The sequence below is a fragment of the Calothrix sp. PCC 6303 genome (assembly GCF_000317435.1).
GTDB lineage: Bacteria > Cyanobacteriota > Cyanobacteriia > Cyanobacteriales > Nostocaceae > PCC-6303.
Genome location: NC_019751.1, coordinates 3,587,210 through 3,610,844, shown reverse-complemented (window position 1 = coordinate 3,610,844; position 23,635 = coordinate 3,587,210). Strand labels below are relative to the sequence as shown.

The 23,635-nt window shown below is 41.5% G+C and carries 15 protein-coding genes; 11 read left to right on the top strand and 4 right to left on the bottom strand.

Going from position 1 to position 23,635, the window contains the following annotated elements; genetic code table 11:
* The first annotated feature begins 749 nt into the window (after positions 1 to 749).
* On the top strand, positions 750 to 1,256 hold the full coding sequence (locus CAL6303_RS14845; RefSeq protein ID WP_015198624.1) for a DUF2808 domain-containing protein: 507 nt from the start codon (positions 750 to 752) through the stop codon (positions 1,254 to 1,256).
* A gap of 125 nt (positions 1,257 to 1,381) precedes the next feature.
* On the opposite strand, the gene panB is transcribed toward CAL6303_RS14845, so the two are convergent.
* Complete coding sequence (gene panB / locus CAL6303_RS14840; protein WP_015198623.1) at positions 1,382 to 2,155, bottom strand: 3-methyl-2-oxobutanoate hydroxymethyltransferase; 774 nt, start codon at positions 2,153 to 2,155, stop codon at positions 1,382 to 1,384.
* 144 nt (positions 2,156 to 2,299) lie between these two features.
* Positions 2,300 to 3,364, bottom strand: a complete 1,065-nt coding sequence (locus CAL6303_RS14835; RefSeq protein WP_015198622.1) for a two-component regulator propeller domain-containing protein — start codon at positions 3,362 to 3,364, stop codon at positions 2,300 to 2,302.
* A gap of 808 nt (positions 3,365 to 4,172) precedes the next feature.
* On the opposite strand from CAL6303_RS14835, the gene CAL6303_RS14830 reads away from it, so the two are divergent.
* The 4 genes from CAL6303_RS14830 to CAL6303_RS14815 all read left to right on the top strand — a co-directional run bounded on the left by CAL6303_RS14830 (position 4,173) and on the right by CAL6303_RS14815 (position 7,262).
* Complete coding sequence (locus CAL6303_RS14830; protein ID WP_015198621.1) at positions 4,173 to 5,603, top strand: form I ribulose bisphosphate carboxylase large subunit; 1,431 nt, start codon at positions 4,173 to 4,175, stop codon at positions 5,601 to 5,603.
* A gap of 101 nt (positions 5,604 to 5,704) precedes the next feature.
* Complete coding sequence (rcbX, locus tag CAL6303_RS14825) at positions 5,705 to 6,109, top strand: RuBisCO chaperone RbcX (protein WP_015198620.1); 405 nt, start codon at positions 5,705 to 5,707, stop codon at positions 6,107 to 6,109.
* A gap of 51 nt (positions 6,110 to 6,160) precedes the next feature.
* Positions 6,161 to 6,502, top strand: a complete 342-nt coding sequence (locus CAL6303_RS14820) for a ribulose bisphosphate carboxylase small subunit (protein ID WP_015198619.1) — start codon at positions 6,161 to 6,163, stop codon at positions 6,500 to 6,502.
* Between the two features lie 136 nt (positions 6,503 to 6,638).
* Positions 6,639 to 7,262, top strand: a complete 624-nt coding sequence (locus CAL6303_RS14815; protein ID WP_015198618.1) for a GDSL-type esterase/lipase family protein — start codon at positions 6,639 to 6,641, stop codon at positions 7,260 to 7,262.
* 341 nt (positions 7,263 to 7,603) lie between these two features.
* On the opposite strand, the gene tnpC is transcribed toward CAL6303_RS14815, so the two are convergent.
* On the bottom strand, positions 7,604 to 9,139 hold the full coding sequence (gene tnpC / locus CAL6303_RS14810; RefSeq protein WP_015198617.1) for an IS66 family transposase: 1,536 nt from the start codon (positions 9,137 to 9,139) through the stop codon (positions 7,604 to 7,606).
* 704 nt (positions 9,140 to 9,843) lie between these two features.
* Here tnpC and CAL6303_RS14805 point away from each other — a divergent pair.
* Positions 9,844 to 10,656, top strand: a complete 813-nt coding sequence (locus tag CAL6303_RS14805; protein WP_015198616.1) for a hypothetical protein — start codon at positions 9,844 to 9,846, stop codon at positions 10,654 to 10,656.
* A 483-nt stretch (positions 10,657 to 11,139) separates the two neighbouring features.
* On the opposite strand, the gene CAL6303_RS14800 is transcribed toward CAL6303_RS14805, so the two are convergent.
* The gene (locus tag CAL6303_RS14800; protein ID WP_015198615.1) at positions 11,140 to 11,934 is read right to left on the bottom strand and encodes a hypothetical protein; all 795 of its coding nucleotides are present in this window, start codon (positions 11,932 to 11,934) and stop codon (positions 11,140 to 11,142) included.
* A gap of 232 nt (positions 11,935 to 12,166) precedes the next feature.
* Here CAL6303_RS14800 and CAL6303_RS14795 point away from each other — a divergent pair, with 232 nt between their 5' ends.
* From CAL6303_RS14795 to bcsA, 5 genes are all read left to right on the top strand, one after another.
* Positions 12,167 to 14,170, top strand: a complete 2,004-nt coding sequence (locus tag CAL6303_RS14795; RefSeq protein WP_015198614.1) for a carbohydrate porin — start codon at positions 12,167 to 12,169, stop codon at positions 14,168 to 14,170.
* A gap of 78 nt (positions 14,171 to 14,248) precedes the next feature.
* Positions 14,249 to 16,621, top strand: coding sequence for a tetratricopeptide repeat protein (locus CAL6303_RS14790; RefSeq protein WP_015198613.1), 2,373 nt, complete (start codon positions 14,249 to 14,251; stop codon positions 16,619 to 16,621).
* Positions 16,605 to 18,134, top strand: coding sequence for a glycosyl hydrolase family 8 (locus CAL6303_RS14785; RefSeq protein ID WP_015198612.1), 1,530 nt, complete (start codon positions 16,605 to 16,607; stop codon positions 18,132 to 18,134). Before CAL6303_RS14790 ends, CAL6303_RS14785 begins: the two co-directional genes overlap by 17 nt.
* A gap of 305 nt (positions 18,135 to 18,439) precedes the next feature.
* Positions 18,440 to 20,815 carry a cellulose biosynthesis cyclic di-GMP-binding regulatory protein BcsB gene (locus CAL6303_RS14780; RefSeq protein ID WP_015198611.1) on the top strand — a complete coding sequence of 792 codons (2,376 nt, stop codon included), beginning with the start codon at positions 18,440 to 18,442 and terminating at the stop codon, positions 20,813 to 20,815.
* 61 nt (positions 20,816 to 20,876) lie between these two features.
* Positions 20,877 to 23,474, top strand: coding sequence for a UDP-forming cellulose synthase catalytic subunit (gene bcsA / locus CAL6303_RS14775; RefSeq protein ID WP_015198610.1), 2,598 nt, complete (start codon positions 20,877 to 20,879; stop codon positions 23,472 to 23,474).
* Positions 23,475 to 23,635: the final 161 nt, after the last annotated feature.

The following is a 23,635-nucleotide window of genomic DNA, read 5'->3' as shown; positions in this document are numbered from 1 at the left end:
TTATTGCCTATGGTATTTCGATCCCCATTTTTTTTATGTTTCTCTTTAACTTCTTTTAGGGATTGACATCTTTTTTATTTATTTTTTACATAACTAAATATAACTTTAAATTACATCTATAATAATCACCATGAAAATGTAAATGAAATCTAAAAAAAGTCTAAATATTATTTGGCTGCTAAACCAAATAAGTAGGTCGGCGTTGAAAATTGTAATTAGAGCAAGGCAGTAGGGAGTAGGGGTAAGGGTTTAAACTGTTTATTTCTGCCGACTTAGTTAGTAAATAGTGAAAAACCTCAAAATTTTGGATAACACAAGTAAAAAGTGACAAGAATTTATCAACATTAAAGTTATTTTTGCCTCATTAGGCTACAGAGGGGAATTCTACACTTCAATTAGCGTCAACACCAATGAATTTGGATATTTTGAGGATAGAGTTTTATACTTAAGCATAAAACATCAGAAAAACGATACTATGATTTACATTTGGTAATATATATCTGTCTCAGTCAAATATGGCTGCCACCAACTTTAATTACGAAAAAAGCAAACTTGAAAATCAGCACCCGATTTGACACATTTGATGTTCAAAGCTGACTGAATCTTGATTTTGAGAACTAAATTCTGCAACTAGGCACTTTTTCCGGTAATTGCACGTCAAAATAGGGTAAGTCAGTAGTAAAGTTTAGTAAAGAAGTCTAACTGCCTGTTTACACACCAACCTTAATTTCTGCCATAGGAGCTTAGTAATGCGTCGTTTATTTTCCACCCTTGCAATAACCAGTTGTTTACTAGCGGGAGTACCTGCTGTTAGTTTAGCTCAATCTGGATTGATATTGTTCGGTGGTGTCAAAGGTGAAAATCAACTTAGTTATCGCACAGATTTTGGCGGACAATCTAACGCTTGGGATCGTTACCGATTCAGAATTTCCAATAAAAAGTTAAAAGTTGCTGTTGCCCAATTTATCATCAGATACCCTGAATACTACAAGGGTACTTTCGATCCGAAAAAAATTGAAGTCAAAGCTGGAGACAAGAAAATCGCATTATCAGAAGTAAAATGGGATAAAGATAATCACGTCTTGGAAATTTTTCCCCAGGAAGCTATCCCAGCTGGTAAAAATGTTGAAATTATTCTGTCGAATGTGAAAAATCCTTCTTTTGGCGGGATGTATTACTTCCACTGTTCTGTACAATCACCTGGAGATGTACCACTATCGCGCTACATAGGTACTTGGATTCTCAGCATACAGTAAACAGTGAAGAGTAAACAGTAAACAGTAAACAGTAAACAGGGAAATCAATATACCCAATAACTAACACAATCTAGAATCTACTGAATTCAAGCTGATAACTACTAATTGATAACTGAATCACTGATTTACTGTGGAAACTTTTGTTCTCTGACTTCCAGACTATATGCTTCCACCGCTTCAGTAATTTGTTCGCGTAAGTTTGTATAAACTTTGGCGAATGGCGGTTGTCTTTCTGAAAGTCCCAATAAGTCTGAAGTGACTAAAACTTGACCATCGCAATGCACTCCAGCCCCAATCCCAATAGTGGGAATACTGAGTTTTTGAGTAATTTGTAATGCCAACTCATTGGGAATATGTTCCAAAACAACGGAAAATGCACCTGCTTCCTCAAGTGCGATCGCTTGTTTTAAAATCTTTTCACTTTCGGTATCGGTTTTCCCCTGCTGCTTTAACCCCAATTGATGAACCGATTGGGGAGTTAAACCCACATGTCCCATCACCGGGATTCCCGCCTGTACCAAGCGCTCGATTGTTTGAGCGATCGCTGGATATCCACCTTCGAGTTTAACGGCTTGTGCTCCTGTTTCTTTCAGTACCCTCCCAGCCGATTGCATTGCTTGCTGTACGCTTTCTTGATACGTCAAAAATGGTAAATCTACCACCATCAAAGCTTGCTTAATCCCTCTCCGCACAGATTTGGCATGAAATAACATTTCTTCCAAAGTGATTGGTAGTGTATTTTCATACCCCAATACAGCTGCCATAGAATCACCAACCAAAATTAAATCCACACCAGCAGCATCAATAAGTTGGGCAGTAATATAATCCCACGCTGTTAACGCTACAATTGGACGGTTTTTTTGTTTCCACTGAATTAACTGTTGGATGGTGACTGGCATAAAGGCAAGTACCTAATTTGAAATAATTAACTATATAGTCTGTCAATTTTGAATTGATGGGGAGGGGAAATATTAAACAATTCATCCAAAGATACCTAACTTCTTTCATAAGTCAGGTATTTAAACACTGGTAATCCTTATGCTTTACTTCACTTCCCGACTAAAAGCTAAATGTGACTTAGCTTTAGGCATTTTTGGCATTAACCAAGCTAAACCCTCACTTGTACCAACCCATAGTTTATTACCTGTATCGGGAGCAAGCGCAAGAACACGACTTGACGGTAAACCTGCAACTTGATCCAAAACAGCCCCAGTATTCGGGTTTAACCTGAGTAAACCATTACTAGTACCAACCCAAACACTACCATCTTTAGCGAAACGAACAGATGTTACGTTTTTACCACGTAAAGGTGTCACAGACCTCAACACAATGCCATTTTTGGGGTTAATTACCAAAAGATTATTTGGCATTCCTGCCCAAATCAATCCCTGGGGACTAATTGCCAAGGTTTGGACATTAGTGCCAGGTAAATTAGTAATACGTTTTAAAATCAGTGCATTCGCAGTATTGACTCGTACCAATCCATCTAAAGTTCCTACCCAAAGTTGTCCATCTGCATCTAATGTCATGGCATTAGCACTAACTCCAGGTAGGTTTTTGACTGTTGTCATAATTAAACCCTGATCTGGACTCACTAAAGCTAATCCGTTATCAGTACCCGTCCACATATAACCACGTTTGTCAACTAATAAAGATAAAACTCTTTTGGAAGGTAGCAGCAGATTTTGAGCCGTAATTTCATTTGTTTGTAAATCTATACGTTTCAAACCTTCGTAAGTTCCCACCCACAAACGCCCAACTTTATCCTGTGCTAATGCCCCTATGGCTAAATTTGGCAAATTCACTCTTGCCAAAATTCTGCCTGTGTTGGGGTCAATCCGTGATAAGCTCCGCCAAGAACCTACCCACAGATTACCTGTGAAATCTGTTTGTAAGGCATTCACACGGTAGTCTACTTCTGCACCACCAGGAATGTTTTCATCTCGTGGTGGTGGTGCTGAGGTTGGATAACTAGGTGTTAATTCGCCTGGATCATTAACTTCAGGTACATTTTGGGCAATTACAGCTATATTTAACCAATTTAAAGCCAAAAAAGTCCCAAAAACTGAACTTATGACTAAATTTAAATACTTACGGGTAAAAATCACGGTTTACTTTCCTTAGGATACAGCAACCATCGCCAGATCAAAATTTGGCGCTAGGGTATGATCAGTGTTCCCAAAGTTTGCAGTTTTATTACATGTTTATCAAGAATTGACAATTTATTTTTGAAGAAAAGTTGAAAATGTGTAGTTTTTACCTTTAAATCTGCACTATGTAAACAGTTTGTAACAAAAAGATAAAAAAATTCTTTAATAAGAAATTTAAATTACAAAGTTAAAAAGATTCAAAGAATAACTTATGCATTTCTTGCTATATTGTATAACTAGCTGCAATTACGTATTGTGCAATTTGTCCTTCACTCACCAGTCCCCTAAATCTCATCGATAAGTCAAGTTTTTGCCTTTTGTCATGCCAAAGTTAGAAAAACAGAGTTGGTCGGAGCCAGAAAATTTCCAGTGAGTCCAAATCTGACGATTTTTCAAGTTAGGCAAAGCAGGGGCAGCAGTAATCACCTCCGTCAAGTAAGAGAGGGTTGATTCAGTCGGTAAGATTTAGCTGATTATTGAGAATTAAAGATAAAGAGCTTTTCTTTGGAAGCATCGGTAAAAGAAATAAGGGTGATTAACCCTTGTGAGTTGGTAGTTATGGAAATAGATTATTGGCGATTAAGTTCAATGGTTAAAGTATCCATGCTGTAACTTTAGATGTTGGAAAGTGAGACAGAATTAGGAATTCTTCTTTTTTGGTGTTTGCCTTTGGTGTTTGCCAAAGTGGGTAGGTATCAAGGGATGGACGGATGCGCCTTTACGTGACTTGCAAATTATAAAGTAGTGACTTGTTGGAAGGGAAACCATGTCTTACGCTCAAACTAAGACTCAAGCCAAATCAGGGTATCAGGCTGGGGTAAAAGATTACAGATTAACTTATTACACTCCAGATTACACACCTAAAGATACAGATATTTTAGCTGCATTCCGGATGACTCCTCAGCCTGGAGTGCCACCCGAAGAAGCTGGTGCGGCTGTTGCGGCTGAGTCTTCTACTGGTACTTGGACAACTGTATGGACAGACTTGCTGACTGACTTGGATCGTTACAAAGGTCGTTGCTACGACATCGAACCAGTTGCTGGTGAAGATAACCAATACATTGCTTATATTGCTTATCCCCTCGATTTGTTCGAGGAAGGTTCTGTAACCAACATGTTGACCTCGATTGTAGGTAACGTGTTTGGTTTCAAAGCTTTGCGTGCATTGCGTTTGGAAGACTTGCGGATTCCTGTAGCATACTTGAAGACCTTCCAAGGTCCTCCACATGGTATCCAAGTAGAGCGCGACAAATTAAACAAATATGGTCGTCCTTTGTTGGGTTGTACAATCAAACCAAAATTAGGTTTGTCTGCTAAAAACTACGGACGCGCTGTATATGAGTGTCTGCGCGGTGGTTTGGACTTCACCAAAGATGACGAAAACATCAATTCACAACCCTTCCAACGTTGGCGCGATCGCTTCTTGTTTGTAGCAGAAGCAATCAAGAAAGCACAGGCAGAAACCGGCGAAATCAAAGGTCACTACCTCAACGTTACCGCTCCTACCTGCGAAGAAATGATGAAACGGGCTGAGTTCGCTAAAGAACTTGAAATGCCTATCGTTATGCATGACTACCTCACCGCAGGTTTCACCGCTAACACCACCTTGGCTCACTGGTGCCGCGACAATGGTATCTTGCTACACATCCACCGTGCCATGCACGCGGTAATCGACCGTCAAAAGAACCACGGTATCCACTTCCGTGTATTAGCTAAAACCCTCCGCATGTCTGGTGGAGACCACATCCACACCGGAACCGTTGTGGGTAAACTCGAAGGTGAAAAAGGTATCACCATGGGCTTTGTGGACTTACTACGTGAAAACTACGTAGAACAAGACAAGTCGCGCGGTATCTACTTTACCCAAGACTGGGCTTCCATGCCCGGAGTAATGGCAGTTGCTTCCGGTGGTATCCACGTATGGCACATGCCCGCATTGGTTGAAATCTTCGGCGACGACTCCGTACTTCAGTTCGGTGGTGGTACCTTAGGACACCCATGGGGTAATGCACCTGGTGCAACCGCAAACCGTGTTGCTTTGGAAGCTTGTATCCAAGCACGTAACGAAGGTCGTAACTTGGCTCGTGAAGGTAACGACGTAATCCGTGAAGCTTGTAAATGGTCTCCAGAATTGGCTGTTGCTTGCGAACTGTGGAAAGAAATCAAGTTCGAGTTCGAGGCAATGGATACAGTCTGATCCAACAGGTAAAAGTACAAAGGTAAAAGGTAAAAGATTAATTTTTCTTACTTTTTACTTTTTACTTATAACTTCTTAGTCATTTGGGGCTGGGGTCAGAAATGAATATCAAGCAGATTGCGAAAGATACGGCAAAAACGTTGCAAAGTTACCTGACATATCAGGCAATGCGGACAGTTTACAACCAGTTAGACGAGACAAATCCCCCTTTGGCATTTTGGCTGCATAACTTTTCATCAGGTAAAGTCCAAAACGGGGAAGCCTTTATTGAGCAGTTGTTTCAAGAAAAACCTGAGTTAGCACTGCGAATTATGACAGTGCGGGAACACATAGCCGCAGAAGTTGCCGAGTACTTGCCAGAAATGGTGCAAACAGGTATTCAGCAATCAAATATGGAACATCGTCGTCAGCATCTTGAACGGGTTACGCAAGTTATTCTTTCTGATCCTAGTTCCCAAACAGATCAGCAACCAACTATAGAAGCAGATGAAAGTATAGAAACCTAACTTTCAGTTTCTTCAAAAATTCAAACCTTCACAACCCATTACACCCAAATCATGCAAACTTTACCAAAAGAGCGTCGTTACGAAACCCTATCCTACCTTCCTCCTTTAACCGACGTTCAAATCACCAAGCAAGTTCAATACATCTTGGATCAAGGTTATATTCCCGGAATTGAATTTAACGAAACTTCTGAACCTACAGAATGCTATTGGACAATGTGGAAATTGCCTTTGTTCAATTCACGCACCACTCAGGAAGTTTTGGGTGAAGTTCAACAATGTCGTTCTCAGTATGCTAATCACTACATCCGCGTAGTTGGTTTTGACAACGTTAAGCAGTGCCAAATTCTCAGCTTTATTGTTCACAAACCAAATCAAGGTGGTTACAGATACTAAATCTGTGTCTAGTTAAGCAATCGGTAGATATTTAATTCGTTTTCATCATTGAAATGGGAGAGGTAGATATTTACCTCTCCTTTTATTAATATGTTATTAATATGGATATCATATTTATCCATAATCCTTTCTAACAGTGAACTCTGAAAAATCCTCTCAAGCGAGAATTTGTTTTTTAGGTGAATCCTTTGTTAATGGTACTGGTGATCCAGAGTGCCTGGGTTGGACAGGTCGAGTTTGTGCTGATGTAAATCGCAAAGGTAACAATATTACATATTACAATTTAGGTGTGAGAGGGGAAACAACCACAGAGTTAAAGCTGCGTTACTTACAAGAACTTAAATATCGTTTGCCGCAGGAATGTGACGGGAGAGTTGTATTTTCTTTCGGGGTGAATGATACTTTTATAAAAAATGATGCAACTCGCGTCTCTCTGGTTAATTCTATTATTCATACTCGTGAAATATTAAAAAATACGAAGGCATTATATCCCGTTTTAATGGTGAGTCCACCACCAGTTTTAGAGTTAGAGCATAACCACAAAATACGTGAATTATCCAAGCATTTTGAGTTGACTTGTAAACGTTTAGAAATACCTTATCTTGATGTTTTTTCAATATTAGAAAAATCACAGACTTGGAAAGATGAAATTAGAGGTAATGACGGCTCACATCCTCGCGCAGGAGGGTATACAGAGTTTTCAGAATTAGTAAAAACATGGGATGCTTGGTTAAATTGGTTTCCAAATTTAACTGAATGACGGGCAGATTTAGGAATGTAAACCTCGTCTATCTTGAGAACGTAGTTTTCCATCAAAACCTGGAGTAGGCGTAGCCAGTCCTACGGGCTTCTGTAAGTACGCTAAGAGGCGTATGCGTCTACTTGCGATCCTCCGGGAAGCTGCTGCGCGTCTACGCAATGACGCATTTAAATCGCTCAAAAAACTCCCGGTTTAATTATCGACGAGGTTTAGATTAAATAAAGTCTAATAGTTTGGATATTTAAGCGCAGCTTTTATTTTTGTTGGCGTAGCCTGTGCTTTGCACTTAAAAATTTAAGTATATGTAGGGTAGTTTTTCACTCTCCCCCAATAAAAAGGAATTAAGAAGCAACAGGAATAGGAGGATGTTTTATACCTCTACGAGCTTGGGTTAGAACTTGAGCAATATAACTCCAAGGGTCAACTTTTCTCAGCCTGCAAGTTTCAATAACACTCAAAACAGAGCAATAAGCTAAACTACCTTCACTAGTGCGAGTTCCATAGCTAATACGTCGGGCAATAACAGCATGTCTTAAAGCCCGTTCTGCTTCATTATTGGTCGGTGGTAATTGTGGATGATAAAAACACGCAACCACAGCATCCCAGTCAGCTAAAATCTCTTTTGCTAGAGCTTTTAACTTGGTATGCTCGACTCCCGTAGCCAATCGGCAGACTCGATAAAGGCGAGCGGGGTTTGAGTCGGTTTCATCCTTATCCCCGTCGCCAGTGGCAAGCTCATGTATTAGTTCCCTTAGTTCTTCTAATAGCCACTGCCCCAAATCCGCTACCTCCCGATCTACAGCTTCGGTCAAAGCGATCGCTTTGCGGATGAGATGAGCTAAACAATGTTGGCGTTTAGGGTAATTAATATAAGCCCCATAGCCATCAGTTACTAACCATCCCACAAATGCTGAGGTTATCAGACACAACAATTCTTCTTTGCGACGACTACCGATGTGGAAAACTGCAATTGTACTTGTAATAGCTACCCATAACCATCGATATTTCCCCTTTTCATACCAGGGTGTTTCGTCAAGGTGGATTATTTCTGCCGATTGCAATTCTTCAATTAATTCCTCAACTACCGGGGAACAAGCTATTCCCACTTCTCGAATACAACGGTCGATTGTACCAACCGAAAGGGATACCCCAACCCAATCATCCAGTAGCTCTCTAATTTTGGGTCGAGATATTCGATATCGTATCGCAAGAGAAGCAATAAACGTTGCCAGCATCGGACCAACAAGTCCATATTCCTGTAAGCATAAATCTCTACTTCTTCCTTCAACTACCGAAACGTAACCGAATTGTGGCTTTATTTTTGTGTGGTGTCCACAAGAGCAAGTTGCTTGATAATAGTGATGAAGCGTACATCTTACCTCAATTCCAGAATCTAATTTTTCTAGTTCTAATACGTAATAACCCATGTGGGGTTTTGCATCGGAGTCTATTTCTAACAAACTGTTACATGATGCACAAGTTTCTGGATGATGGGCAACTATTTCACTGGCAACCAAGGGTGTTGTCCGCCATATTCCCTTAGCTCCTTTTTGCTTTCCCGGTAATTTTTTCCCAAATCCCTTGCTTTTCGGTTTCTCGCTTTCTTCTGAAACTTCCTTCTTTTCTTGCTTTGACTGCGAAACAGAAGTTTCACTCCCCGTTTCTTGTTTTTCTTCTAACTCCGAAGAAGATGTGCTTCTAAATTGGTCTGATGATGGGGGTAGGGAACTATTGCTTGAGTTTTGTTCTAATTTTTCTATTTGTTCGACTGCCAGAGAATGAAGATTCCCCGCCACTTCTACCAATTTCTGTTTATCCAGTGATTGGAAGTAGTCCCGGTTCATTTGTGCGAGGTCTTCTTTGCTCAGTCGATTCATTCGTGTTTAGCTAAAATTGCACAATTCTTTTTTTACACTACCACATGATGCTCACCCCTACTTTTACCTATACTGCAAACCCTCACAGACGGGGGGAGAGTGAAAAACTACTATGTAGGGTGTGTTATGGCTTTAGCATAACGCACCAAAATCAGGAAGACAGTGCGTTACACTTGGTGATCACACAACGCCAGTCACCTTATGTCGGGGAACCCGCCAACAGTGCTGCCTCCCCTACGTGTGTTTCATAAATCAAATATGAGTCCTATATTAACCATGTATAGGTTGTGGGGATTCTGTAGCAGAATAAATCATATTGAACACTTCTGCTGATCTGCTCGAAAGCAAAAAACTTGCATAGCGGAGCGCTACATAGTAGGATTAGAAGATACACTTAAGTGTAAGCAATAAATGAAACTACGTATACAAGTGAGAATACAGAATAAGCTCAAGTGCTTGTAAATAGCTTATTTCTCGTTTTTCTTGGGAATAATTCATGATAAGTTTAATCATTTAGTTGATTTCTTCATGAGTTTTGTATTGAAAAAGATATCTTTCAATATTAGATTGGATACGAGAGAAATAAATGTTTAACCAACTACTTTGAACTTTGAAAATATGACACTTTATAAGTAGAAATTAAAATATTGTTTCTCGAAATATAAATTGTCTTTTCGACAAAAACCTTAACTCTTAAATTAAATATGAGTCTATCTGCACTGCGAAAATTTGTTTTAATACCTGCTATTGCTTCCGCAGCAGTTTTTTCCGCAATGAGTCTTCCTTTAGCCTTATTTGGCGATAAACCAGTTAATATTCGCTTTGAGGAAGAGCCAATTTTTGATGGTAGATTACGAGATATAGCCCCTCCATATGTGGTTTTGATTACGACATTAAGTTTGGGAGCAGGAATTTCAGCAGCTGCAATTAGTGGTTGGAGGAGTTCTTCGCGTAGATCAATTAAATTTAAGAATCATCTTTCAACTTTAGAGCAACATTTAGAAGAGAAAGAGCAGATGTTGAAAGAAATGAAACTATCTGACTCTCGAATTCAAGTTAATGGTTTGAGAGGATTTTTGGATGAAGAGTTATCATTTGAACAAGCGATCGCTCAAAATAATTTACCAATAAATGTATCGCAACCGGTTGTTGCCCAAGCTTTAGTCTCAGTAGATCAACCATCAGTATCACCTACTTATCAGCAAGTTCCCAGTAAAACTACTAATGATGCTATTTCTGGTTTTGCTTTAGCTCAACCATTTTTAAGTTATCCACAACACAGTTCAAATAAATCGCTTGAAAAAGCAAAAACAAGTAAAGTTGAAGATAAGGCAACTTTAAAATCAGATGAAATTGCCGAGTTACAAAAACAATTACACTTAATGATGGATCAAATGCTGCAAATGCAGCAGAATTTGGAATCATCGAATAAAGGGATGAATTCCCAAGTCAACTTTGGGAATAAATTTAGTGTTTATTACGAAGCTCCTGAGCATCAGGAAATATCATTCAAGTAGGTGGGTGAGAAAATTTACTACTGGAGTATCCAGTTTTGGTAAATAGCCCATCAGGATAGAAGACTGGGGTTAAACAAGCAAAGCCCACGAAGGCTTGCTTTGCCCCTGTAGTGATACCCTTCTAGTAGTCCACCAACTCAAAAATGCTGGGTGGATTTGAGGGAGTAGTGAGTAGAGCAATATTGTTTCCCTGTAAAGTTTCCTTGGTGGACTACTAGGTAGGCTGGTGACTTTGATGTAATTTCGACACTTTTCTTTCATACAATTTTTGTGTCATCAACTGGTTCCCAGGCAAAGCCTGGGAACCCTGACTTTGAGGCTCCGCCTCTTATTCTGACTGGAGACGGAGGATATGCATTCGTTACGGGATACAAGGAACGAGTTAGAGCAAAGATATTGAGTGAAAATTGAGCCTCTAAAAAGGCAAAATATAGAGACGTAGCATTGCTACGTCTCTATATATTTTGGTACGGAATTACTCCTTTAACGCAGGAACTCTGCTGGTGTTAGTGGAGCATCTGTTTTTCTGGATTTATTGAGAGGAAGTGGAGTAATTCCTGCTGATGTAGATTGAGATTGAATTTGAAATCTATTTCCCCAACCACCATTAATATCTTCAGGCTTTAAGCCAGGTGGTGTAGTTTTAGCTGTAGGTATTGCTACTGATATTACTTGACTTGCTTGAATATATTTTTCACCTTCATTGGTGAAGCGGAGAGATTTCCCCTCTAGATTCTTGACTAATGGTTGTTTTTCTGTCTTTTCGTCGATAGATTGGTTTTCGGTTTGTTCGGATGTTTCAGACGTTACCAACTGACTTTGAGGATCGAAAGTAGCAATAAAAGAAATGTCATTTTCAGGAGTCAGTTGAATTTGGCTTTGATTCGTTTGCCAAGCTTCTTGATAACGACCATCTGGTGAAACTTGCCAGATATTCAAATCGGCTTCCCATTGTCCCCCCTTCACCTTGGCAAATTGGCGAACTAGAATTGAGCGATTGATATCAGTCTCAGAGTTAGAGACGCTAACTTGTTGTGTTTGGGTGGGACGCAAGTAACGAACTGCTGCGATCGCTATCTTACTGGAATCGGGTAAATTCGTACTGCCAGTCACCTTGTAAGTTCCTTGGCTATCTACAGATTGAACATTTTTGATTTCCAGTTGAGTTGGTGGTGTCTTTTGGCTACAACCTGTACTTGTCACCATCAACACCAAGCCAGTGGCAGTCAATAGTTTAGAACAGAATAATTTTCCTAATTTATTCTCAAAAATCTGCATATTGTCACCTAGCGTAGTAAATTTATTTAATTAGAGGAATTTATAAAGTCCGTAATCTATATTTTGTCGGATATTTCCTTAAATGGCTGTATCCAAACTCCAGCTTCATTACCTCTTGATGTAGCTAATTAAGATCTACAAATACATACACTGTTCTCGAATATACTCTGAATGTTTGCTAAAGTGGCGACATCCGTCAATGTAAAAATTAGTTTTGAATAAATTTAGGCTAATGAAGCCCCAAATATTTGACTGTCATAAATTTATTTCCCCAAGTTGGTTTTACCGGGTTTATCTGCTACTTCTGACTACATCTAGCTCCGTTGCTTGGGTAGTTGCTGTTAACCAACCTTCACTAGCTCAATCCATTTCTGTTGGAGAATCACGAAACTCTGGAGAATTACTCCTAGTACCCAAATTGCCAACTGCGGGGGCAAAAACCAATCTCCAAGCGGCACCACCACCACCTGGAGAAACCCCAATTAATCCTATTTCCGCACCAATTTCAATAGGTTCAGGTTTAACACCTGCAATCCAACCCCCAATTGTGGGTATATCACCCGCCAACAATATTCAACAGCTAGAAAATTCTTTGATTCAGCAAGCTAGGGGAAAAACTCCCACAGCTAAACGTTCATCTGCAAATTCTGTGTTGCCAAAATTAGCCATTGGTGGAGATATCCCAGATTTGGGTTTGGGACTTTTGAAACCAGTAAATACTCCCAAACAGGAGAATTTTGTCGCTCAAAATACAGAGCAATTTAATCTCCAACCACCAGCTACAACTCAAGAATTTACGGCTCCAGGTGCTGTTACACCTACTTTTAACCAGTTTCTAAATTCTCCAGCTACAGCTACCTCACAATCAGCGGTTGTGCCTTTACCCCCGGTGCTTGGAGAAGAACCACAACCAGGATTAAATGCAGGAAATTCTGTACCGACCTTTAATCAGTTGCTCAATGCTAAATCGGGAACTCAATCATCAGGTAATTCTCGGTTTGCAGCATCACCAACTTTTAATCAATTTTTGAATTCACAGACTCAAAACCAAGAAAACAAACCACAAAATCCCGAATTTGTCAATGAATCGGTAGCAAATACTCAGACACCACCAACCTTTAGTCAGTTATTCAACGCTCAAGGTGGAACTTTACCAACAATTAGTGACCCTCAGGTGGCACAACAGCGACCAAATACCGCTACACCTTTGAGTCAACAACCTAATCAATCGCCACCTTTGATTAAAAGTACGGCATTGACACAATCTTCGTTAAGGGTACAGGGTGTATACCTAACCCAAGGTGAAGATTCATCAGCTAGAGCCAGGTTAACAGCAATTTATCCATTGACTCCCCAAGTCTTGTTTGGGGCAACTTTAGATTTAGTCAGTAACGGTAGTTCCTTCGATGACTCTCGCAATGAAGGCTTGAATATCAACGAGGCTTATTTTGCAACTTCTCTAACTGGATTACCTAACTTGCGGTTTGCGATTGGTCAATTGGATTTGACTTCCTATTTTGATCGCAATAGCTTTGCCAAAGATGGAGCAAGTCAATTTTTTAACCCAGTATTTCAAACTAATCCAGCCCTATCTGTAACGGGAATTTCCTCACGTCCAGCCCTGTTGGCAAATTGGAGTGTCACCGACAACATCGATGCTAAAGCTGCGGTGTTTTCCTCCTCTGACAGATTAAGTAATTTTGCTTTAGATGGGTTTGCAGGGGAAATTGGGATTCGTTATGGAAATGCCATTATTCGCGGTACTTATGCAACCGATCGGGATGCGGGAAACCGGGATACATTTGCCGAAGGGTTCAGTATTGCACGGGGAAATAACCAATTTGGTCCCCAGAAAGACGATCGGGAAGAAGCCTACGGATTGAATGCAGAATTTTTTATACCGAATCTGAAACTTGGTTTATTTGGTCGTTACGGTCATTATGAAAATCGGGATTCAGGACAGGATGCAAAAACCTATGTTTTGGGAGCCAGTTTCCTAGATTTATTTACACCCGATGACCGCTTAGGTTTAGCTTACGGACGGGCATTGTCGAATGATAGCTTGCGACGTGGTGAACAGCCAGATGTGGTGGAACTTTTCTATGATTTTAAATTTTTACCGAATTTGCGACTAGGTTTTACAGTTCAAGGACGGGATAGTTTCGAGGAAACAGTACTGGGTGTAAGGGTGAAATCAGACTTTGATGTCACCCCCAGAGGGAGAAGTGGTAGATAGATGAGTTTCAGGATGAATTACTTCAAGTTGAAATTACTGGTATGTGAAGGCAGGAGGCAGAAGGCAGGAGGTGCTACCATGAGCAGTTCCACAAGCTCACTGTGTCACTTGTCGAAGGGCAGAAGCAGTAAAGCTGCTTTGACAGGCTTTTTGTCTACCAATAAATGGTTGCTAGCTGCCCCCCTTTACTTACTCTTGTTTGCTTCTGGGGTGGTAATGCCAATTTTGATGGAGTCAACTCCAGTAGTCGCGCAAAAAGCAAGTACCCCCATACAGCGGGGATATAAAATGCTGGATCAGGGTTTGGTGAATCAAGCGATCGCTGTTTTCCAACAGGTGCTTAAAAGCAATCCCCAATCACTACAAGCAAAGTTAGGTTTAGCCATTGGCTATAGACGTGCTGGAAAGATTGATAATGCTTGGAATGCTTACCAACAGGTTTTAATCCAAGATCCAAATAATTTGGTGGCACTAAAAACTGTCGGTTTACTAGGTACCTACAAACCCCAATGGCAGATGGGGGGAATTAAAGCTTTAACAACTTTGTTGCAGCAAACCCCCAATGATGTGGAGTCTCGGAGTTTACGGGCAGTCCTGTACTTCTACCAGGGTCGCCAAACTGAGGCAATGGCTGATTTTCAGATTGTCTTAGCTGCTGGAAACCCCTCAGATGAGATTCTGTTGAATGCAGCACAGGCTTTTACCTATGGAGGAAATTATCCCAAAGCTTTGGAACTATTCAACCGCTATGGCAAACCAATTACTGGGGATGCAGCGGTGGCTTATGGGCGGGCATTGCGGGAAAATGGCAATGTTACCCAAGCAGTACAGGTATTGGAGGCACAATTACGCCGCTCTAATACCCTCGATCGCACAGCGGTAGAAACTCGTAAAGAGTTAGCGGTGGCATACATTGCCAACAATCAAGCCAGCCAAGCTGTAGTAGCTCTAGAACCGTTGAAGGGGAGAGCAGATGCTGTTTTGCCCTTAGCGCGGAGTTTGAACGAAATCCGCAAACGTAACAGCGACCCCAACCTGGCACCACAAATCATTAGTTTGTACCGTCAAGCGATCGCTAATAATCCCCAAGCTGTAATTTACCAAGAAGCAGCGGATGTCCTCTCAGGTTTACCAGGGGGTGAACAAACCGCCATTCAGCTATACCGCCAACTTGTTGCCCAACAACCTAACAATAAAGGTTTATTGGTGAGGCAATTGGCACTGGAAAGTAAACTGGGTGTGATTGCCCGCAGCGATTTGCGTCAGCGACTGGCAACAGTTTTGCAAACCTTACCCAATGATCCCGCCCAACAGCAGCAGTTAGCATTTGCACTGAGTGAAATTGGCATCCCCGATCCAGAGTTTTTACCTGTATATCAAAGCCTTGCCCAAAGCAATCCCAATGTGCCAATGTTGTATTTTCGGATTGCTCAGATATCTCTGCAACTGGATGATATGAACGGTGCCAGAAGTGCCTTAGCAGCCTATACAGCAACCCCGATGGGGAGTAAAGATTTGGCACATCAGTTATTGGCAGCAGAAATTGAACGGCGAGAAGGTAACTTAGAAGGCAGTGCCAAACGCTACCAAGCTTTACTCAAAAGTAAGCCAGACCGTGCAGACATCGTGGATGGAGCCTTACAAGGTTTAGTTGGTGTGCGACGGCAGCAAAAACGTTATGATGATGCCCTGGCAATCTATGACCAAATATTAACTCGCAGTCCCCAAAGTCAAAATATCCAATTGGGACGGACAGCGATCGCTTACCAAGCAAAACGCATATCAGAAGCCGAAGCCAGAGCCATACTGGAAAATTGGTTAGCCACTCAACCTGCCACCAATACCCCCCCAGAACTTTATACCCTGGTGCAGGTGTTACCTGTATATCCAGAACGGGAAACCCTCTATGAATATTTAGCCGAGCTTGACCCCGGTAATATTCCTATGCAAATTCGGGTGGTGGAAACCATTGCTCAACGTAGCCCTGCACAGGCAAGAGGAAAAGTCAAGCAATTAATGGCGAGGTTGCCTCAAACTGCTAGCAATGCCCAACTTCAAGCACAACTAGCCAAAGCCGCCGGAGATTTACAGCAAGCTGGAAAAATCTACGAGAAGATTTTGGCACAGGAACCCGATAACTTAAATGCCTTGGTGGCTTTGGGGGGAATTCGGTTTGAGCAAAGGCAATTTGAGAGTGCGGAACAGATTTATTCCCAATTTTTAGAACAAAAACCCGATGACGTAGATGCAAAAAGGGCAGTAGCTGATTTAACAGCCATCTTAGATAAACCATTGGCAGCGTTAAATCAGATGGAAGAGTTGCAAGTTAAACAGATGCGTGAAGGAGGTACAGACAGCGAGTTATCGCAAAGAATGCAGCAAATTCAGGAAGAATTCTTACAACGACGAGGATTTCAGCCAGCCTGGGAGGATTATGAACGTCGCAAATGAAGAAGCAGAGGGGCAGGGAGCAGGGAGCAGGGGAGATTGTGATGAAATTACTGGTTTGAAGCTAATACTGAACCTGAGTGAGGGAACAATAAATAAAGCGATCGCCACGGGAAATTATACCAAGTTGTCTAGCATTCACCATGATGCATGGATAATTAGTAAACTGTATTTATTTATACAGGAATACTTTGTATCTCCCCTTGGTAATTGTCGCCAACATCTTGTCAATCAAACGGTTCCTAGGATGCGACACCTTCCACAGCTAATAGCGATCGCGTTCCCCATCATTGGGCTATATGCTTGTTTTTCTGGTTATTCTGCAACCAAGCGGCAAATACCAGAAACTCAACCACAAGTACATATCAACCAACCATTGAGTGACAGCGATAAAAGTGCCTTATTCTTAGCAGCTTTACCCACCAACATCAAAAATCGTCAACTCCTTGCCGAAAGTTGGCAAAGTTATCGACGGCGTTTTATTCAAAGTGACGGTAGAGTCATTGATTTTGAAGCAAGCGATCGCTCTACCAGCGAAGGACAAGCTTATGCTATGTTGCGGGCTGTTTTCATCAACGACGCAGACACATTTGCCCTGACCCTAAATTGGAGTGAAAATAATCTGCAACGTCAGCAAAATGGTCAACGCAAAGATAGTTTGTGGGCTTGGAAATGGGGTCGCAATAGTGAAGGCAAATGGGGAAGTATCGATGGCAACTTTGCTAGCGACGGCGATATCGATGCCATTACTGCTTTAATTTTGGCATCTAGACGCTGGGAAAGACCCGAATACTTGGAGTTGGCAAAAACCAAACTCAGGGATTTATGGAATCTTTCTACGGCAGTGGGAACTGGAGGAAAACGTTATTTATTACCAGGTCCAGCTAGTGCCTTCATTCCCAATTCATCCACCCTGTACCTCAATCCTTCCTACCTGTCACCCTATGCTTTCCGATTATTTGCTCAGGTGGACAAAGAACGTAATTGGTTGAGCTTGGTGAATACAAGTTATGAGATTTTGGAACAATCAACACAATTATCTCCAGTAGGTTTACCTAGTGACTGGGTTGCCTTAGATATTCCCACTGGTAAATTTACAGCTTTACCCTCATCCAGTCCCCTTTCAACTTTATATAGCTTCGATGCTTATCGGGTTTGGTGGCGAATATCCCTTGATGCTGCTTGGTTTAATGAGCCAAAGGCAAAGCGTTATCTGCGAAGTTCAACCAAGTACCTAGAAAAACTCTGGCGTGAACAATCACGACTACCAGCCAGGATTAATCTTCAGGGTAAAAGCTTAGTTGATTATGAGGCTACGTCCCAGTATGCCATGCTCTATGCTGCATGGCGGATTGTTAATCCCAAATTAGGTGAGCAAGTACTAGTGAAAAAAATACTACCACAGTACCAAAACGGAATTTGGGGCGATCACTCAGCATATTATACCCAAAATTTGGCTTGGTTAGGATTAATTAGCCCAGATGCAATGCCCCAGCAATTACTGAAAACTAAGTAAGTAGGATTACTCTTGATGATAAATTCAACAAAAACTTAAATTATCCGGCTAATTTTGGGTTATAAAAAAAACAAGCTTACGATCAGTAATTCCAACTAAGAGAGTTAGTTGTAAACCAAGAAACATTTCATCTTCAATTACTGAATTACCCCGTAGAATTCCACTTCCAACAAAAAGCGGTTCTACCACCCAAGATTCACCAAGTCAGAGGAAAGCATCTCTGAATAAAACCCAAAATCATTTAAAACCAATAATTGAATTTCTTTTACCTAATTTCTTTTACTCACTATCCCCCATACCATCAAATGAAGCAGTTGTTTCTACTATCAAAAATCAGCAAGAAAGCAGTGGTCGTAACTTTCTGTTTTTTGCTATTTCCCAGCACACTATTGAGTGCTAAAGCTACCAATAGTCAGCTTTCAGAGGAAAAAATTTCTCAGGGTGATGTGACTTTACTGGCACAAGCAACACCTGCAACAAATACCACTGACAAAAAAGACGAAGCAAACGCTAAAGATGACAAAAAACTAATTTCCCATATCTTACAATTTAATCGCAGTCCTATAGTTGGTAATAGTTTAAGATTACGGGGACAGTATGCAGAAAGTCGTTTAGGATTTACTCGTCCGCGAAATTGGAAACTTGATCAAGGAACAATTCAAGCTGAAATCCGTTTCCAACATTCACCAGCTTTATATGCAAATCGTTCTAATTTGACGGTATTAGTCAACGGTAGAAGTGTTGGTAGTACACCTTTAAATCGTAAACAGTCACAAATTGGGAAACTGCTGGTAAACATTCCACCCAGTTTCCTACAGGACTACAACCAGATTACGATGGTGGCGCAACAAAATGATTCCCAAGAATGTACAGACCCCACCAGTCCTGATTTGTGGACAGAAATTCTACCCGACTCCAAAATTACTTTCAAATATCAAAATCAACCAACCTCAACTTTATTAAACTTTAATCGTTATCCCTACCCAATTTTTGATGAATTAGGGCTAGAAAACAACAAAATTGTCTTCATCCAACCTAGCCAAGTAGAACAATCCTGGCTAACTAGTGCAGCGCGCTTTCAAGCAGCTTTGGGAAGATTTGCCGATTTCCGTCCTTTAGAGACAGGAATGGCTACTAATATGGCAGCGGTGAAAGATAGCGATCGCGTAATTATTTTAGGTACCCCTACAGAACAACCAACCCTATCCCAACTCAAAGATCTACCCCTGAAGATATCAGGCGATCGCATCCTCGATAATAGTCAAAATCCCATCCCGGAAGATCGAGGTGTCTTAATCCTGACTCAAACCAAAAAAGATGGCGGTGCGCCAATTTTAATTGTCACCGGAAATAGTGCTAAAGGAGTGGCAAAAGCCGCACAATTCCTCTCCCAAGCCGATTTACGGAAGATGGGTACAGGTCAGGTTGTTTTCGTTGATAAAGTTCAGGAAACAACAACACCAGCAGCTAGACAATGGTCAAGATATCTACCGGAAGCCAATTCTTTCTTACTCAGCGACCTCAAAATTAATAATGGCAATAAACCCTTCAAAGATGTCACCGTAAGTGGATCTGGCGCTCCACCCATCGAAATCGATTTTCGCGCTTTACCAGATGACCGTTTTGTCCGTGGTAGCTCAATGAATTTGATCTACAGTTACGGTCCCCAAATCAACCCCCGTACCTCTGCTGTTCAGGTGTTTTTAGATGGCAACTTTATTGGTGGTGCCAGACTCACAGATGATCAAGGAGAAACACGCAGAACTTTGAAGGTGGATTTACCTGCAAACTTAGTTACACCCAGTTCCAAATTGCAAGTCTTCTTTCGGATGAATGCCAAAGAAGCTTTTAATAAAGAGCGCTGCATTCAACCTCCCGGCGAACAACTTACAGGTAGAGTACATGCAGACACGAGTTTTAATCTAAAGCGGGAAACTTCAGTTCAACTACCGAATCTAGAGTTGATGAGATTTGGTTATCCCTTTGTTGCTCCTCAAGATTTGTCAGCAACAACTGTTGTGATGCCCCAAAACCCCAGTGAAAACGATATTCTGACACTTTTAGAGGTGAGCGAAAGATTAGGCAGATTGAGCCAATCGGATGGGATGAAGTTGGAAGTCCACACTAGAGAGTCTCTCCCCGAATCAATTCGCAAAAAAAATAATTTAGTAGCGATTGGCACTCTGAGTAAATTTCCGATTCCTGAAGCCCTCAAATCCCAAGGTTTTAACTTAAGTCAAGCATTCAATCGCTCATCCGCAGCAGGTGCAGTCCAAACTCCCCAAGATCAGCAAGGGATGATTAAGCAAGTGGTTTCACCTTGGAATTCGCAGCGGGTGGTTCTGGCTTTAGCAGCTTCGACAGATAGCGGATTAGAAAAAGTTCGTCAGGTTTTGAATCAAGATCCTTGGTTCTCTCAACTCAAAGAGGATACGGTGCTAATTAGCAGCAATGAGCCAAATCCAAAACCTTATGATCCAGATGCTTATCAATTAGCATTTTTCAAAGATGCCCAATCTTCCAGTCGAGTTGAAGACACAACTCCTTTGAGCAAAGCTTCACGTCTAATTCAAGATAATTGGCTACTGCTACCAATCGGAGTTGTTGGACTTTCCCTAGTTCTTTATGGAATCGTTCAACAATATCTCAAACGTCTCAGTGGTGGCAGTGGAAGTAAATAAATCCAGGTGGGGAATTATTTCCCCATTTTCCCCAATTTCTTAACCTTACTCCTAAACCAATATGTCTTCCTCTTCATCTCGCAGACAACCGAATCGTCCCAACTTTGTCAATTGGCTGATTGACTCAATGCCGCCATTTTTTGAGCGATTCTTAGGAAAGCTTGGCATCAAAAAGTTTAAGTGGATTGTGCTGCTGTTGTTGGTACTGTCAATCCCCCTGATTATCACTCCCCTAGAGGTTTGGCAGCAAGGTGCGATCGCAGTCTTTCTGATTGTCCTTGGTCAAATTATGGTTCAGGCTGAAGAACGGGAATCTTCAGCGGAAATAAGTCAATATTATCACTTGTTTATGATGTGGCTAAGTTTAGTCACAACCCTTCGGTATCTCTATTACCGCACCAGCTACACCTTAAATTTTGATACATTCATTAATGGTTTTGCCTGTACCCTGCTATATGCGGCTGAACTTTACGCGATTTTAACGCTGGTATTAGCCTATTTCCAAACTCTGAAAATTCGAGAACGTCAACCAGTTGAACTCACAGCTATTCCCCAAGATGAATGGTATAGCGTTGATATCTACATTCCCACCTTCAACGAAGATGTGGAATTAGTCCGTAAGACAGCTTTAGCTTCCTTGGCTTGTGATTATGCACCAGGGAAGAAAACAGTGTATGTTCTAGATGATGGTCGTCCAGAACGCTACAAATCAGACGATCCACGTTATGAGCAAATGCGGGTAAGAAGGGAAGATCTGCGGCAAATGTGCGAAGAAGTTGGTTGTATCCACATGACACGGGACAACAACGAACATGCGAAGGCAGGTAACATCAATACTGCTTTCCACAAAACCAAAGGTGATTTGGTGATGATTCTGGATTGTGATCACATCCCATCACGACAATTTTTGATGCACACTGTTGGTTTCTTTTACGATCCGAAGGTTTCATTTGTGCAGACACCGCACTGGTTTTATAACCCTGATCCCTTTGAGCGCAACTTAGTTACAGAGGGTCGGATTCCGGTGGGTAACGAACTCTTCTACAAGGTGCTACAAAAAGGAAATGACTTTTGGAATGCTGCCTTTTTCTGTGGTTCAGCGGCAATTATTCGTAAAAATCACGCTTTGGAAGTGGGGGGGATTGCGGTGGAAACTGTGACAGAGGATTGTCACACAGCACTGCGATTGCATTCAAAGGGTTATCGGTCGGTGTACTACGATAAAATCATGGTGGCAGGTTTAGCACCAGATACATTTTCGGCGTATGTAGGACAGCAGGTAAGATGGGCTAGGGGAATGGCGCAAATTTTGCGGTTAGAAAACCCCATATTCAACCCCAAACTCAAACTCAACCTCGCACAACGAATTTGTTATTTAAGTGCCACATCCCACTTCTTGTATGGGTACCCACGGTTAGTTTATGCGATCGCGCCAACGCTCTTCTTACTATTTGGCATCAACTCTGTTCAAGGTCTAGGTATTGAAACCCTAGCCTATGCTGTACCCCACATTATTCTTTCCTTAGGTACCAACTACATCATCTACAAGCATGTAAGATTCTCCTTCTGGAACGAAATTTTTGAGTTTGTCATGTCATTCCAAGCAGGATGGGTGACTTTACTGGCACTTGTTAACCCTAAACTTGGTTCATTCAATGTGACTGATAAAGGGGGGAATATTAGCAAGCGGACATTCGACTGGCGTTCAATGCGGTCTCTCGGTGTCGTTGCTGTTTTAGTTGTTGCTTCACTCCTAGCAGTTCCCTACTGGTTATTACTTCGCCCTGAAGATTGGCAAGCAGTATTAGTTAATACCATGTGGTCTGGTTTTAACCTCATCTTGTTAACCGCTGCTTTATTAGTTGGTTTTGAACAACCCCAAATTCGCACGGCTCACCGTTTACAGCGCCATCTCCCGGTAATTATTACCAGTGATAACATCACTATTATGGGGGAAACAGTAAACATTTCGGAAACAGGCTGCTTAATTTCCTTGGAATCTTGGCCCAATCTCCCAGATGAGGTACAAATCGAGGTTCTGGGGGACTTTTCAGCAAGGGTGACGGTGACAGCAAGAGTTGCCCGTTTATCCCCCATCAACGACCAAGAAACTCACCTAGCAGTGGATTTTATCGATCTCAGCCGCGAACAAAAAGACGCTCTGGTGATGGTTCTCTACTCTGATGTGCGGGAATGGTACTCCCAGAACCGTGAAAATACTGATCGCCCCATTGCCTCTTTGGGCTTTTTGGCTACTAGTTTAAATCGCTCTTTGCGGGATATGAAATCACCTCCTCGGAAAAAGATCCGCAAACAGGTAGTGACATCAGGTCAAATTTACTGGGATGGTAACTTCTTTCCTGGTGTCGCCACAGAGTTGGGGGTCACGGGTTTGCGCTTAGAATTGGAAGGAAAAAAGGCTGTGACTTCAGATAGAGTGCTGAATCAGCAAGATTTCAAGTCAATGCAAAATACCAAACCTCTGGTGGGCTTAGTTTTGGGTGGAAATCCTCAAAGCGATGCTACCACTCGCTTTGTTGCCGAAATTACTTCAGTTAAAGAAGAAGCAAATGGGAAAGTTTCTATTGAGTTGACTTTCCCTGATAAATTCCAAGAACGGCAATCCCCTAAAGTGAAAGAACTGTTGCAGAGTTTGTAATTAAATCTTACTTCCAGCCCAGTTTATCGATAAACTGGGCTTTTTAATTGCGTTTAAGTCAGATAGCAGATGAATTAAAACAAATTTTATCCAAGTGCCTGAGCTAGTTCCTTGGTAATATAGGATTGATCTAAAATATGCGATGCCCTTGGCAACCACTT

Excerpts from the sequence above, each read along its gene's own strand:
- CAL6303_RS14845 (WP_015198624.1), top strand. The coding sequence starts at position 750 with ATGCGTCGTTTATTTTCCACCCTTGCAATAACCAGTTGTTTACTAGCG.
- panB (WP_015198623.1), bottom strand. The coding sequence starts at position 2,155 with ATGCCAGTCACCATCCAACAGTTAATTCAGTGGAAACAAAAAAACCGT.
- CAL6303_RS14830 (WP_015198621.1), top strand. The coding sequence starts at position 4,173 with ATGTCTTACGCTCAAACTAAGACTCAAGCCAAATCAGGGTATCAGGCT.
- rcbX (WP_015198620.1), top strand. The coding sequence starts at position 5,705 with ATGAATATCAAGCAGATTGCGAAAGATACGGCAAAAACGTTGCAAAGT.
- CAL6303_RS14820 (WP_015198619.1), top strand. The coding sequence starts at position 6,161 with ATGCAAACTTTACCAAAAGAGCGTCGTTACGAAACCCTATCCTACCTT.
- tnpC (WP_015198617.1), bottom strand. The coding sequence starts at position 9,139 with ATGAATCGACTGAGCAAAGAAGACCTCGCACAAATGAACCGGGACTAC.
- CAL6303_RS14805 (WP_015198616.1), top strand. The coding sequence starts at position 9,844 with ATGAGTCTATCTGCACTGCGAAAATTTGTTTTAATACCTGCTATTGCT.
- CAL6303_RS14800 (WP_015198615.1), bottom strand. The coding sequence starts at position 11,934 with ATGCAGATTTTTGAGAATAAATTAGGAAAATTATTCTGTTCTAAACTA.
- CAL6303_RS14795 (WP_015198614.1), top strand. The coding sequence starts at position 12,167 with ATGAAGCCCCAAATATTTGACTGTCATAAATTTATTTCCCCAAGTTGG.
- CAL6303_RS14790 (WP_015198613.1), top strand. The coding sequence starts at position 14,249 with ATGAGCAGTTCCACAAGCTCACTGTGTCACTTGTCGAAGGGCAGAAGC.
- CAL6303_RS14785 (WP_015198612.1), top strand. The coding sequence starts at position 16,605 with ATGAACGTCGCAAATGAAGAAGCAGAGGGGCAGGGAGCAGGGAGCAGG.
- CAL6303_RS14780 (WP_015198611.1), top strand. The coding sequence starts at position 18,440 with ATGAAGCAGTTGTTTCTACTATCAAAAATCAGCAAGAAAGCAGTGGTC.
- bcsA (WP_015198610.1), top strand. The coding sequence starts at position 20,877 with ATGTCTTCCTCTTCATCTCGCAGACAACCGAATCGTCCCAACTTTGTC.